Below are 14331 nucleotides of genomic sequence, written 5' to 3'. Positions count from 1 at the left end.
ATGAATTAACTTGCAACGTTCTGCATAATGAGTCACATGTCGATGTCGATTGCCGTGGCGGGTGCGAGTGGGTACGCCGGAGGCGAGATCCTGCGCCTGCTGCTCGGTCACCCCCGTGTGGCGTCCGGTGAGGTCACCATCGGCGCGCTGACCGCGGGAGGGAACGCGGGAACACCGCTCGGTGCGCATCAGCCCCACCTGTTCCCCCTCGCCGACCGCGTGCTCGCCGACACCACCGCCGAGGTGCTCGCCGGCCACGACGTCGTCTTCCTCGCGCTGCCGCACGGCACGTCGGGACCCATCGCCGATGCGCTGCCACCGTCGACTCTCGTGATCGACTGCGGCGCCGACTTCCGGCTGTCCGACGCGCAGGAGTGGACCCGGTTCTACGGGACCCCCCACGCCGGCACATGGCCGTACGGGCTCCCCGAGATCCCCGGGAACCGCGACGTGCTGTCCGGCGCCACGCGCATCGCCGTGCCCGGGTGCTACCCGACCGTGTCCATCCTGTCGCTGCTGCCCGCCGTGACCGCGCGTGTCGTCGAGTCGGCCGTGACGGTCGTCGCGGTGAGCGGGACCTCCGGTGCCGGCCGCTCGACGCGCATCGACCTGCTCGCCTCGGAGGTCATCGGATCGGCTCGGGCCTACGGCGTCGCCGGCGCCCATCGGCACAACCCCGAGATCGCGCAGGCGCTGTCGGCCGCGGCGGGCGAGCCGGTGTCGGTGTCGTTCACCCCGGTGCTCGTCCCGATGGCGCGTGGCATCCTCGCCACCTGCACCGCGCGGACCTCGGCGACCGCCGACGAGGTCCGCGCGATCTACGAGAAGGCGTACGGCGACGAGCCTTTCGTGCACCTGCTGCCCGACGATCGTCTGCCCACCACCGGTTCGGTGATCGGATCGAACTCGGTGGCGCTGTCGGTGTCGGTCGACGAACGGGCGCAGACGCTCGTCGTCGTCGGCGCAATCGACAACCTGACCAAGGGAACCGGGGGAGCGGCCGTGCAGTCGATGAACCTGGCCATGGGTTTCGCCGAGAACGAGGGACTCTCGACAGTGGGGGTGGCCCCGTGAGTGATGGGTTGGACGCCGTGAGTGACAGGGTCTCTGCGCAGAACGGGATCGACACTCTCGACGGATCGGTGGTCCGCGATCAGGGCGTCACCGCGCCGCTGGGCTTCCGCGCGGCGGGCATGGCGGCCGGGATCAAGGCGTCGGGCCGACCCGATCTCGCGCTCGTGTTCAACGAGGGCCCCGACTACGCGGCTGCCGGCGTCTTCACCCGCAACAAGGTGAAGGCGGCGCCCGTGCAGTGGTCGCAGCAGGTGCTGACCACCGGGCGGCTGCGTGCCGTGGTGCTCAACTCCGGTGGCGCGAACGCCTGCACCGGCCCGGACGGATTCGGTGACACCCACGCCACCGCCGAGGCCGTCGCCTCGGCATTGAGCAACTGGGGCACCGAGACCGGGGCGATCGAGGTCGCGGTCTGCTCGACCGGCCTGATCGGCGATCGCCTTCCGATGGACAAGCTGCTGCCCGGCGTCACCGCGATCGTGCGTGACATGGCCGGCGGACTGTCCGGCGGCACCGACGCCGCCCACGCGATCATGACCACCGACACCGTGCCCAAGCAGGTGGCCGTGCACCATGCCGCCGGCTGGAACGTCGGCGGGATGGCGAAGGGTGCGGGCATGCTCGCACCGTCGTTGGCGACGATGCTCGTGGTCATCACCACCGATGCGAAGGTCGATGCCGCAGCGCTGGATTCAGCGCTCCGTGCCGCCACCGCCCGGACGTTCGACCGCCTCGACGTCGACGGTTCGTGCTCCACGAACGACACCGTGCTGCTGTTGAGTTCGGGTGCGAGCGACATCGAGCCCGACGCAGACGAGTTCGCCGCCGCGGTGTTCGCCGCGTGCGATGACCTCGCCGAGCAGCTCATGGCCGACGCCGAGGGCGCCACCAAACGGATCCTGGTCACCGTGACCGGAGCGCACAGCGACGACGATGCGGTCACCGTCGCGAGGACGGTCGCCCGCGACAGTCTGGTGAAGACGGCGTTGTTCGGATCCGACCCGAACTGGGGACGTGTCCTGGCCGCGGTCGGGATGGCGCCGGTCGAGCTCGACCCCGACGCGATCACCATCGACTTCAACGGTCACGTCGTGTCCCGCAACGGATGTGGTGTCGCCGGTGCACGCGACGTCGATCTCTCCGGCGCCGACATCGTGGTGACCGTCGACCTCGCGGTCGGGTCGGGTCGGGCCACGATCCGGACCACCGACCTCTCCCACGGCTACGTCGAAGAGAACTCGGCGTACTCCTCATGACCACCGTCGGATCCGTCGCGGGCGATCTCAGTCCGTTGGCCAAGACGCACGTCCTCACCGAGGCGTTGCCGTGGCTGCAGCGTTTCGCGGGCAAGGTCATCGTGGTCAAGTACGGCGGCAACGCGATGGTCGACGAGGACCTCAAGGCCGCGTTCGCCCAGGACATGGTGTTCCTGCGCACCTGCGGGATCCACCCCGTCGTCGTCCACGGCGGCGGACCGCAGATCTCGGCGATGCTCACCCGACTCGGCCTCACCGGCGAGTTCCGGGGCGGCTACCGCGTCACCACCCCCGAGGTGATGGACGTCGTGCGCATGGTGCTGTTCGGTCGGGTCGGTCGAGAGCTCGTCGGACTGATCAACGCGCACGGTCCCTACGCGGTCGGCATCACCGGTGAGGACGCCCATCTGTTCACCGCCACCCGTCGTACCGCGCTCGTCGACGGCGTGGCCACCGACATCGGTCTCGTCGGCGACGTGACCACCGTCGACCCCCGCGCCGTCACCGACCTCATCGCGGCCGGTCGGATCCCGGTGGTGTCGACCATCGCCCCCGACATCGATGGCGTGGTCCACAACATCAACGCCGACACCGCCGCCGCCGCGCTTGCGGAGGCTCTCGGCGCCGAGAAGCTGGTGATGTTGACCGACGTCGAGGGGCTCTACACCGACTGGCCCGACCGCGGATCGCTCACCTCGAGCATCGACGTCGACACCCTCGAAGCGCTTCTACCGCAGCTCGACTCGGGGATGATCCCGAAGATGGAGGCCTGCCTGCGCGCGGTCACCGGCGGCGTTCCGCGCGCCCACGTGATCGACGGCCGCGTCGCGCACTCGATGCTCCTGGAACTGTTCACCGGCGAGGGCATCGGGACCATGGTCGTCCCGACGGCCGCGAACCCCACCGACAGCGCCACAACCCACACGAAAGAGGTGACCTCATGACCGCACCCATGCAGCAACGGTGGTCCCACGCGCTGATGGACAACTACGGCACCCCCGCGGTGGCCCTGCGCAGCGGACGCGGCGCGGTCGTCACCGACGTCGACGGCGCCGAGTACCTCGACCTTCTCGGCGGCATCGCGGTCAACGCGCTCGGGCACGCGCACCCGGCCGTGATCGACGCCGTCACACGGCAACTCGGCACCCTCGGACACGTCTCCAACCTCTACGTCAGCGAACCCGTCGTCGCGCTCGCCGAGACGTTGCTCGCCCGGCTGGGGGTGCCCGGCCGTGCGTTCTTCTGCAACTCCGGAGCCGAGGCGAACGAGGCGGCGTTCAAGATCGCCCGCCGCACCGGCCGGCCGCACATCGTGGCCGCCGAGAACGGTTTCCACGGCCGCACCATGGGCGCCCTCGCGCTCACCGGACAACCGGCCAAGCGTGCGCCGTTCGAACCGATGCCCGCGGGGGTGTCCCACGTTCCCTACGGCGACATCGACGCCCTCGACGCCGCCGTCGACGAGAACACGGCCGCGGTGTTCCTCGAACCCATCCAGGGCGAGGCCGGCGTGGTGGTCCCACCCGCCGACTATCTGGCCGCGGCCCGTCGGATCACCGCCGAACGGGGTGCACTGCTCGTCCTCGACGAGGTGCAGACCGGCATCGGGCGCACCGGCACGTTCTACGCCCACCAGGCCGTCGGCATCGTTCCCGACGTCATCACACTGGCCAAGGGCCTGGGCGGCGGCCTGCCCATCGGCGCCTGCCTCGCGACCGGCGCCGCGGCCGACCTGCTCTCACCCGGCCAGCACGGCACGACGTTCGGGGGCAACCCGGTGTGCGCGGCGGCCGCGCTGGCGGTGATCGGCGAGATCGACGCCGCGGGGCTCCTCGACCACGTCGCGGCGGTCGGTAAGACGCTCGCCACGGGCATCGAGGACCTCGGCCACCCGCTGGTGTCGCATGTACGGGGCGCCGGTCTCCTGCTGGGTGTCGTGCTCACCGAACCCGTTGCGGCGCATGTGGAACGGGCGGCTCGCGCGGCCGGTTTCCTCATCAACGCCCCGGCCGCGGACGTGTTGCGGTTGGCGCCGCCGCTCATCCTCACCGATGACCAGGCGAACGGCTTCGTCTCTGTACTGCCCGACATCCTCGACGCCGCCCGCGACGCGGCGGCCCACACGAACTCCGGAGCGGCCTGATGGTCCGACACTTCCTGCGCGACGACGACCTCACCCCGGCCGAACAGGCCGAGGTGCTCGCCCTCGCGGCCGAGGTCAAGCGCGACCCCTTCGCGCACCGACCGCTCGAGGGGCCGCACGGAGTGGGGGTCATCTTCGACAAGAACTCCACCCGCACCCGCTTCTCCTTCGAGGTCGGCATCGCCCAACTCGGCGGCCACGCGGTGATCGTCGACGGCAAGTCCAGTCAGATGGGTCGCGACGAGACCCTCGAGGACACCGGCCGGGTCCTCTCGCGTTTCGTGCGTGCGATCGTGTGGCGCACCTTCGGGCAGGAGCGGCTCGAGGCGATGGCCTCGACCGCGACGGTCCCCGTCGTCAACGCCCTGTCGACCGAGTTCCACCCGTGTCAGGTGCTCGCCGACCTGCAGACGATCATCGAGCGCAAGGGCACCGCGGCGGGCCTGTCGATGACCTACCTCGGCGACGGCGCGAACAACATGGCGCACTCGCTGCTGCTCGGCGGGGTGACGGCGGGTATGAACGTGACGGTCTCCTCGCCCGAGCAGTTCCGTCCCGCCCCGTGGGTTCTCGACGCCGTCGCCGCCCGCGCCGCACAGACCGGCGCGACCGCCCGCGTGGAGGGCGACCCGCACGCCGCGGTCGCCGGTGCCGACATCGTCGTCACCGACACCTGGACGTCGATGGGCGACGAGGGCGACGGACTCGACCGCGTCGCGCCGTTCCGGCCCTACCAGGTGAACGATGCCCTGCTCGCCGGGGCCGCCGACGACGTCATGGTGATGCACTGCCTGCCCGCGCACCGGGGCGAGGAGATCACCGCCGAGGTCATCGACGGACCGCGCAGCGTGGTCTTCGACGAGGCCGAGAACCGCTTGCACGCGCAGAAGGCGCTGCTGATCTGGTTGTTGGAGCACTCGTGAGCGCCGCACCGCTGGGGCGGCCGTCGCCGACCCGCGCGGGACGGCTGGCCGAGATCGTCCACATCCTCTCCGCCACGCCGGTTCGCAGCCAGGTCGAGTTGCAGACGCTGCTCGCGCAGGCCGGCATCGACGCCACCCAGGCGACGCTGTCCCGCGATCTCGACGAACTCGGCGCGGTCAAACTGCGTGCCGCCGACGGTGGCGCCGGCGTCTACGTGGTGCCCGAGGACGGGTCCCCGGTCCGCGGGGTGTCCGGGGGGACCGACCGACTCTCGCGTCTGCTCGCCGACCTGCTGGTCTCGACCGATCACAGCGGCAACATGGCCGTCCTGCGGACACCGCCGGGTGCCGCGCATTATCTCGCCAGCGCCATCGACCGGGCCAGCCTGGCTCAGGTGGTGGGCACCGTCGCCGGTGATGACACCATCTTCGTTGTCGCCCGCGACGGCACCAGCGGCGCCGACCTCGCCCGCATGATCGAGGGCCTCGCATGACCACATCCGATCCCGGCCCGGCCGGAACCGACCTCGCCCGACACACGACAACCAGGGAGCCCCAGAACTCATGACTGAACGCGTCATTCTCGCCTACTCCGGAGGACTGGACACCTCTGTCGCCATCAGCTGGATCGGTCGCGAGACCGGCAAGGAGGTGGTCGCGGTCGCGATCGATCTCGGGCAGGGCGGCGAGGACATGGAGGCCATCCGGCAGCGCGCCATCGACTGCGGCGCCGTCGAGGCCGTCGTCGTCGACGCACGCGACGAGTTCGCCGAGGAGTACTGCCTCCCCACGGTGCAGAACAACGCGCTCTACATGGACCGCTACCCGCTGCTCTCGGCCATCAGCCGACCGCTCATCGTCAAGCACCTCGTGGAGAACGCACGCTCGCACGGCGGCACGGTGGTCGCCCACGGGTGCACCGGCAAGGGCAACGACCAGGTCCGTTTTGAGGTCGGCTTCAACACCCTCGCACCCGAACTCGAGGTGCTCGCACCCGTGCGGGACTACGCGTGGACCCGCGAGAAGGCGATCGCCTTCGCCGAGGAGAACGCGATCCCCATCAACGTCACGAAGAAGTCGCCCTTCTCCATCGACCAGAACGTGTGGGGACGCGCCGTCGAGACCGGCTTCCTCGAGGACCTGTGGAACGCCCCCACCAAGGACGTCTACGACTACACCGACGACCCCACGGTCAACTTCTCCGCACCCGACGAGCTCGTCATCAGCTTCGACAAGGGCCGCCCGATCGCGATCGACGGTCGCCCGGTGTCGGTGCTCGAGGCCATCCAGGAACTCAACACCCGCGCGGGCAAGCAGGGCGTCGGGCGCCTCGACGTCGTCGAGGACCGGCTCGTGGGCATCAAGAGCCGTGAGGTGTACGAGGCGCCGGGTGCGATGGTCCTCATCCGCGCCCACGAGGAACTCGAACACGTCACCCTCGAGCGCGAGCTCGGACGCTACAAGCGCCGCACCGACCAGAAGTGGGCCGAGCTGGTCTACGACGGCCTCTGGTACTCGCCGCTCAAGAGCGCACTCGACGCCTTCGTCGCCCAGACCCAGGAGCACGTCACCGGCGACATCCGGTTGGTGCTGCACGCGGGCACCGTGGTGATCAACGGCCGGCGCAGCCCGGAGTCGCTGTACGACTTCAACCTCGCCACCTACGACGCGGGCGACACCTTCGACCAGTCCTCGGCCAAGGGGTTCGTGCAGCTGCACGGCCTGTCGTCGAAGATCGCCGCCCGTCGCGACCGCGGCGACGTCGCACCGCAGGGGCAGTGACGGCGCCGATGACCTCGGGAGCCGACCGGCACGGGACCAACACCGGCGCGCTGTGGGGCGGTCGCTTCGCGTCGGGACCTGCCGAGGCGATGGCCGCCCTCAGCAAGTCGACGCACTTCGACTGGGCGCTGGCGCCCTACGACGTGAAGGCGTCGGCGGCGCACGCCCGCGTGCTCCGCGGTGCCGGGCTGCTGTCCGACGCGGACCTGTCGGCCATGCTCGACGGGCTCCACCGACTCGGGGAGGACGTCGCGAGCGGTGCGTTCGCGCCGGACGAGTCCGACGAGGACGTCCACGGCGCCCTCGAGCGAGGACTCATCGAGCGGGTCGGACCCGAGGTCGGTGGCCGCCTCCGGGCGGGACGCTCGCGCAACGATCAGGTCGCCACGCTGTTCCGGATGTGGCTGCGAGATGCCATCCGACGCGTCGCCGGGGGCGTCCTCGATGTCGCCGCCGCGCTCGTCGAACAGGCCCAGCGGTACCCCGACGTCGCGGTGCCGGGCAAGACGCATCTGCAGGCCGCGCAACCGGTCCTGCTCGCCCATCACCTGCTCGCCCATGCGCATCCACTGCTGCGTGATGTCGACCGACTCGTCGACCTCGACCGTCGTGTCGCGGTGTCGCCGTACGGCTCCGGCGCGCTGGCGGGGTCGTCGCTGGGCCTCGACCCCGACGCCATCGCCGCCGATCTCGGGTTCGACAGCGCCGCGGAGAACTCGATCGACGCCACCGCGTCGCGGGACTTCGCCGCCGAGGCGGCCTTCGTGCTGGCCATGATCGGCGTCGACCTCTCGCGCCTCGCCGAGGACGTGATCCTGTGGACCACATCGGAATTCGGCTACGCGACGCTGTCCGACGCGTGGTCGACCGGCAGCTCGATCATGCCGCAGAAGAAGAACCCCGACGTCGCCGAACTCGCGCGCGGCAAGAGCGGACGCCTCATCGGCAACCTCACCGGACTCCTCGCGACGCTCAAGGCGCAACCCCTGGCCTACAACCGTGACCTGCAGGAGGACAAGGAGCCGGTCTTCGACTCGGTCGCCCAGCTCGACCTGCTGCTGCCGGCGATGGCCGGGATGGTGGCCACCCTCGAGTTCCACCCTCGGCGCATGGCCGACCTCGCGCCGGCCGGGTTCACCCTCGCCACCGACATCGCCGAGTGGATGGTGCGCCAGGGCGTGCCGTTCCGGGTCGCCCACGAGGTGGCGGGCGCCTGTGTGCGCGCCGCGGAATCGCGGGGGATAGGCCTCGACGAACTCGACGACGCCGACTTCGCCGCGATCTCGGGTGACCTGACACCCGCCGTGCGATCGGTCCTCACGGTGGAGGGGTCCATCGGATCGCGGTCGGCGCGCGGCGGTACCGCGGGCGTCCGCGTCGCCGAACAACGCGCGCGGGTCGCCGACCGGATCGCTGCTCTGCGCGGGTGGGATCAGGCGTCGCAGGATCGTGAGTAGAGTGACACCGATCACGGATCCATCGACCAGGAGGTAGCCAGGGTGGTCGGCATCCCGAACGTCGGACGCGCGCTGGACCGGGTCGTCGCGACCGCCCAGAACGGTCTCGAGGTCATCCGCATGGGTGGGCTCGACACCGGCACCCGACCCACCGCGTTCCGGGTCGAGGAGACCGCGCCGATGTACCGGCTGCGGCGCTACTTCCCCGACGACCTCAACGGTGGTCCGCCGGTCCTGTTGATCCCACCGATGATGGTGTCGGCCAACGTCTACGACGTCACCCCGCACAACGGTGCGGTGTCGATCCTGCACGGCCAGGGCATCGATCCCTGGGTCGTGGACTTCGGGTCCCCCGACCAGGAGGCCGGGGGCATGGAGCGCACCCTGGCCGACCACATCGTGGCCATCGACCAGATCATCGACCTCATGCACGAGGAGACCGGGCGCGACGTCCACCTCGTGGGGTACAGCCAGGGCGGGATGTTCGCCTACCAGGCCGCCGCCTATCGGCGGTCGCAGCAGATCGCGAGCCTCACCACCTTCGGCAGCCCGGTCGACGTGCTGGCCGCACTCCCGTTGGGCCTGCCCGCCAACATCATGGCCCCGCTCGCGGAGGTCTTCGCCGACAACGTCTTCAACCGCCTCAACATCCCGGGATGGTTGGCGCGCACCGGTTTCCAGCTGCTCGATCCGGTGAAGGCCGCACGCAGCCGTATCGACTTCCTCCGGCAGCTCCACGACCGCGACGCACTGCTGCCGCGGGAGGACCAGCGTCGTTTCCTCGAGGCCGACGGGTGGGTCGCCTGGTCGGGTCCGGCGATCGCCGAACTGCTGCGTCAGTTCGTGGTGCACAACCGGATGGTGTCGGGCGGGTTCGTGATCCGCGACCACCTCGTCACGCTGGCCGAGATCACCTGCCCGGTCCTGGCTTTCGTCGGCGGCGCCGATGACATCGGTCAGCCGGCCGCGGTCCGGGGCATCAAGCGGGCCGCCCCGCGGGCCGAGGTCTACGAGACAATGCTGCCCGTCGGGCATTTCGGGCTCGTCGTCGGATCGGTGTCGGGGGCGCAGAGCTGGCCCACCACCGCCCGGTGGATCCAGTGGCACGAGGGCAACGGCGACATGCCCGAGGCCATCGCGCCGATGGCGGAGACCCCGCAGCAGAACACCGGATCCGGAGTCAGCCTCGCCTCGCGGGTCACCCACGGCATCGGTGCGGTCGCCGACGCGGGTGCCGGCGTGAGCCGAGAGATGGTCGCCGCCGCAGGATCGTTCCGGCGGACCTCCCAGGCGGTGCTGCGGGAGTCGGTGCGTACGCTTCCCCGTCTCATGCGGCTCGGTCAGATACAGCCCGGTACGCGGATCTCGTTGGGCAAGTTGATGAGTGAGAACGCCGAGCGGGCCGGGCGGCGCGAGCTGTTCCTCTTCGAGGATCGCGTCCTGAGCCACACCGAGGTGAACACCCGCATCGACAACGTCGTGCGCGGACTCATCCAGTGCGGTGTGCGACCCGGCGAACACGTCGGCGTCATGATGGAGACCCGCCCCAGCGCGTTGGTGGCCATCGCGGCGCTGTCGCGGCTCGGCGCCGTCGTCGTCCCACTGCCCCCGTCGTCGGATCTGGCGACGATGCTGCGTCTCGCCGACGTGCTCGTGGTCGTCGCCGACCCGGTGAGCCTCGACGAGTGCGTGCCGCACGCCGAACGTGTCCTCGTCCTCGGTGGTGGCGACGCCCGCGCCATCCCGCAGGCCGACGGCGACAAGGTCATCGACATGGAGCAGATCGACCCCGACCGGGTCGAGGTGCCCTCGTGGTACCGCAGCGACCCCGGACTCGCGAGCGACCTGGCGTTCATCCTGTTCACCGGGGCCGACGGAGCCCTGCAGAAGTGGCCGATCAGCAACCACCGCTGGGCGATGTCGGCGTTCGGTGCGGCGTCGGCGGCCTCGCTCACCGACAACGACACCGTCTACTGCCTCACCCCGCTGCACCACGCATCGGGACTGCTGACCACCCTGGGCGCGACCGTCGTCGGCGGCTCGCGCATCGCGCTGTCGTCGGGGATCGGACCGGAGAGTTTCGCGCGCGAGGTCTACCGGTACGGCATCACCGTCGTCTCGTACACCTGGACGATGATGCGCGACATCGTCCGTGACACCGACCTGGCCATCACCGACCACAACCCGATCCGGTTGTTCATCGGGTCGGGCATGCCCGCGGGGCTGTGGGACGACGTGGTGGAACGGTTCCCCGACGCCGGTGTCATCGAGTTCTACGCAACTGCCGACGGAGCGGCGATCCTCGCCAACATCTCCGGCGGCAAGGTCGGATCGGTGGGGCGGCCCCTGCCGGAGACCAATCGGGTTCGCGTCGCCGCCTGGGACGTGGTGGAGGAACGGTTCCTCCTCGACCCGCGCGGTTTCGTGCGCGAGGCGCACGTCGACGAGGTCGGACTGCTGTTGGCGCAGACCCGGCAGCGCAACGAGACCGGGGCCACAGTGCTGCGCGACGTCTTCGGTCGTCACGATCGATGGGAGACCTCCGGTCAACTCGTCCGCCGCGACGTCGACGGCGACCATTGGCTGGTGGCCGGCGTCCACAGCGTGATCAAGTCGGCCGAGGGACCGGTGTACCCGCAGCCGATCATCACCGCGCTGTCCCGACACCCCGATGTCGACCAGGTCGTCGTGTACCCGGTGGGCATCCCGGGGTCGCAGCTGGCGGTGGCGGTGGTCTCACCTCGCCGAACGACCCACGCGCTGACGGTGTCGTCGCTGCGTGTGGCCCTGGCCGGCCTGTCCGCCGCCGAGCGTCCGCACATCGTGTGGGCGGTCGACGACATCCCGGTCAGCCACTCCTACCGGCCGCTGCCGGGGTCGTTCCGCGCCCAGGGGCTGCCGAAACCGAGTGCGCGGGTCTGGTATCGCGACGACACCGGCCGCTATCGCCGTCTCACCCGCACGGTTCTCGCGGAGAAGGAATGGGAGATGGCGTCGGCCGACACCGTCGCCCCGAACGCGGCCCGCACGTCCTGAACTGATCGACCGCCTGAGGCGGTCGCAGGGCGACCCGGAGCGCGTTCGTAGACTGGTGGGATCCGTCGGCGCCGAGGTGCCGACACCGATCCGAGGAGCAGACATGCCGCTCGATGCCTTCCTGCGCGAGAGACTCGTCTGCCCGCAGGACCACGGTGAACTGCTCTACATCGAGGGGAGCGGCGGAACCGACGAGGTGCTCTACAACCCTCGCCTGCGCCAGGTCTATCGCATCGACGACGGCATCCCCGTGCTGCTCATCCCCGAGGCCCGGTCGGTCGACGACGCCGAGCACGACGCATTGATCACCCGATCCGGCGGCTGATCACCCGCGGTGTCCGATGCGCTGTTGACGGTCGACGAACTGTCCGTCGACCCGGTCACCGTCGCCCGCCGGATCCTGGGATGTGACTTCGTCGCGCCCGGCGAACCCGGCATGGATCCGGTGCGACTCCGGATCGTCGAGGTGGAGGCCTATGGCGGTCCGGCGACGGGACGTCACCCCGATCCGGCGGCACACGGCTTCGGTGGGCCGACGCCACGCAACCGTGTGATGTTCGGTCGGGCCGGCCGGCTCTATGTCTACCGCTCCTACGGCATCCATCTCTGTCTCAACGTCTCGGCCGAGGCAGACGGCGAGGGTGCCGCAGTGCTTCTCCGCGCCGCCGAGGTGCTCGAGGGAGAGGACTCGGTCGTACGTCGCAGGTCACGGACACGCTCGTCGGGGGTGAGTGCGCATCGCCTCGCCATGGGGCCGGGAAATCTGGGCGCGGCTGTCGCAGCGGACCTCGCCGACAACGGTCTCGATCTGTGTTCCCCGACGAGCCCGCTGCGTCTGCAGCGCGGCGCCCAGCTCGACGACGACGCGGTCATGTGCGGGCCGAGGGTCGGGATCACCATCGCGACCGGCCGACCGTGGCGGTTCTGGATCACCGGGTCACCGGCGGTCTCGGCTTTCCGGTCGGGTTCGGCGGCGGTCCGGCGACGTCGGTTGGCCGCGGGCTCGATCGATGCGGAAGGATCGGACTGGTGAGCACCGACATCATCGACGAGCTGCAGTGGCGCGGCCTGATCGCGCAGTCCACCGACATCGACCAGCTGCGCGAGGCGGTGTCGGCGGGGGTGCTGACCCTGTACGCGGGGTTCGACCCCACCGGGCCGAGCCTGCACGCCGGGCACCTCGTGCCGCTGTTGACGCTGCGTCGCTTCCAGCTCGCCGGCCACCGGCCCATAGTGATGGCCGGGGGAGCGACCGGCATGATCGGCGATCCGCGAGATGTCGGCGAGCGGACGATGCAGACCACCGACACGGTGCGTGACTGGGCCCAGCGCATCGACGCACAGCTGCAGAGGTTCGTCACGATCGACGACACCGAGACCGGCGCGATCGTCGCCAACAACCTCGACTGGACCGGTGAGCTGTCGGCCGTCGACTTCCTGCGTGACATCGGCAAATACTTCTCGGTGAACGTCATGCTGGCGCGCGACACCATCAAGCGGCGCCTCGACGGTGACGGGATCAGCTACACCGAGTTCAGCTACCTGCTGCTGCAGGCCAACGACTTCGTCCAACTGCACCGTCGGTACGGCTGCTCGTTGCAGATCGGCGGCTCCGACCAGTGGGGCAACATCGTCGGGGGAGTCGACCTCGGACGCCGCGTCGACGGGGCAGCACTCCACGCGATCACGGTCCCGCTGGTCACGGCGGCCGACGGCACGAAGTTCGGCAAGTCCACCGGGGGAGGGAGCCTGTGGCTGGACCCGGAGATGACCAGCCCCTACGCCTGGTACCAGTACTTCGTGAACACCGCCGACTCCGACGTCATCCGATACCTGCGGTGGTTCACCTTCCTGAGCAGGGACGAGATCGACGCCCTCGAGACCGCCACCACCGAGACCCCGCACCTGCGCTCGGCGCAGAAGACGCTGGCCGCCGAGATGACGACCCTGGTCCATGGTGACGAGGCCACTCGTGCGGTGCAGACCGCGAGCCAGGCCCTGTTCGGTCGTGCCGAGCTCGACGACCTCGACGAGGCAACGCTCGGCGCCGCACTGTCGGAGACCGTGGTCGCCGACTACACGTCCGCCGACGAACCCACGATCGTCGAGCTGTTGGTCGCGACCGGCCTCAGTGACGGCAACAAGGCAGCTCGTCGCACGATCGCCGAGGGCGGGGCCTACGTGAACAACAGCAAGATCGCCGACCCGGACTGGGTGGGGACGTCGGCGGATCTCCTGGCCGGCGGATGGCTCGTGGTGCGCCGCGGGAAGCGCAACGTCGCCGGAGCGCGCTTCCGTTAACGTTGGCGTGCCTCTGACCAGGCGATTTGACGCTGCGTTCGCGCCTGTGTAACTTTCATATCGCACCGCAGAGCGGGGGAAACAAACCGGAGAGAGTTTCCGGAGGAACTTCCGCGCTTGGGGTGCAAATCCCATGTCAGAGATCGTTGGGAAACAACGCGCTCTGACGGGGGCTCACGGAGCCTGGTTCTTCACAGGATCAGACCGTGGGTGTGTGTTCTTTGAGAACTCGATAGTGTGTTGATGGATTGTTTATGCCATTTTTGTGGTGTCGGTTTTGAGTCCGGCACTGTTTTTTGATGCCGCCCTTTTGGGGGTGGTTGTCAGTTGTTTTTTTGGTTGGGATTTTTTCTCTGCTG

At 69.6% G+C, this 14331-nt stretch carries 12 protein-coding genes; all 12 read left to right on the top strand.

Going from position 1 to position 14331, the window contains the following annotated elements:
• Nucleotides 1-36 precede the first annotated feature (36 nt).
• Nucleotides 37-1074 carry an N-acetyl-gamma-glutamyl-phosphate reductase gene (argC, locus tag ASG12_RS11630; RefSeq protein WP_055790720.1) on the top strand — a complete coding sequence of 346 codons (1038 nt, stop codon included), beginning with the start codon at nucleotides 37-39 and terminating at the stop codon, nucleotides 1072-1074.
• Nucleotides 1075-1121: 47 nt separating this feature from the next.
• Entirely contained in the window at nucleotides 1122-2330 is a 1209-nt protein-coding gene (gene argJ / locus ASG12_RS11625; protein WP_055790717.1) for a bifunctional glutamate N-acetyltransferase/amino-acid acetyltransferase ArgJ, read from the top strand.
• Entirely contained in the window at nucleotides 2327-3274 is a 948-nt protein-coding gene (gene argB / locus ASG12_RS11620; protein WP_055789656.1) for an acetylglutamate kinase, read from the top strand. The genes argJ and argB overlap by 4 nt, the downstream gene beginning before the upstream one ends.
• Nucleotides 3271-4473: an acetylornithine transaminase gene (locus ASG12_RS11615; protein ID WP_055789654.1), complete on the top strand. Its 1203-nt coding sequence runs from the start codon at nucleotides 3271-3273 to the stop codon at nucleotides 4471-4473. Before argB ends, ASG12_RS11615 begins: the two co-directional genes overlap by 4 nt.
• Nucleotides 4473-5396 (top strand): ornithine carbamoyltransferase, encoded by a 924-nt coding sequence (gene argF, locus ASG12_RS11610; RefSeq protein ID WP_055789651.1) that lies wholly within the window; start codon nucleotides 4473-4475, stop codon nucleotides 5394-5396. The genes ASG12_RS11615 and argF overlap by 1 nt, the downstream gene beginning before the upstream one ends.
• Complete coding sequence (locus tag ASG12_RS11605; RefSeq protein ID WP_082501923.1) at nucleotides 5393-5890, top strand: arginine repressor; 498 nt, start codon at nucleotides 5393-5395, stop codon at nucleotides 5888-5890. Before argF ends, ASG12_RS11605 begins: the two co-directional genes overlap by 4 nt.
• 70 nt (nucleotides 5891-5960) lie before the next feature.
• Nucleotides 5961-7178: an argininosuccinate synthase gene (locus ASG12_RS11600; RefSeq protein ID WP_045822997.1), complete on the top strand. Its 1218-nt coding sequence runs from the start codon at nucleotides 5961-5963 to the stop codon at nucleotides 7176-7178.
• 8 nt (nucleotides 7179-7186) lie between these two features.
• Entirely contained in the window at nucleotides 7187-8635 is a 1449-nt protein-coding gene (gene argH, locus ASG12_RS11595) for an argininosuccinate lyase (protein WP_055790712.1), read from the top strand.
• A gap of 42 nt (nucleotides 8636-8677) precedes the next feature.
• A complete protein-coding gene (locus tag ASG12_RS11590) occupies nucleotides 8678-11671 on the top strand; it encodes an AMP-binding protein (RefSeq protein WP_082501922.1) in 2994 nt (997 codons plus the stop codon).
• A 103-nt stretch (nucleotides 11672-11774) separates the two neighbouring features.
• Nucleotides 11775-11996: a Trm112 family protein gene (locus ASG12_RS11585; protein ID WP_055790706.1), complete on the top strand. Its 222-nt coding sequence runs from the start codon at nucleotides 11775-11777 to the stop codon at nucleotides 11994-11996.
• Nucleotides 11997-12017: 21 nt separating this feature from the next.
• The gene (locus ASG12_RS11580) at nucleotides 12018-12704 is read left to right on the top strand and encodes a DNA-3-methyladenine glycosylase (protein ID WP_082501995.1); all 687 of its coding nucleotides are present in this window, start codon (nucleotides 12018-12020) and stop codon (nucleotides 12702-12704) included.
• The gene (gene tyrS / locus ASG12_RS11575) at nucleotides 12701-13972 is read left to right on the top strand and encodes a tyrosine--tRNA ligase (RefSeq protein ID WP_443089090.1); all 1272 of its coding nucleotides are present in this window, start codon (nucleotides 12701-12703) and stop codon (nucleotides 13970-13972) included. The genes ASG12_RS11580 and tyrS overlap by 4 nt, the downstream gene beginning before the upstream one ends.
• The last annotated feature ends 359 nt before the right edge of the window (nucleotides 13973-14331 follow it).

This window comes from Williamsia sp. Leaf354 (genome assembly GCF_001424365.1).
In the GTDB taxonomy this organism is placed as follows: Bacteria; Actinomycetota; Actinomycetes; order Mycobacteriales; family Mycobacteriaceae; genus Williamsia_A.
The sequence above is the reverse complement of the archived record's forward strand: the minus strand, read 5'-3'. Positions and strand labels throughout refer to the sequence as shown.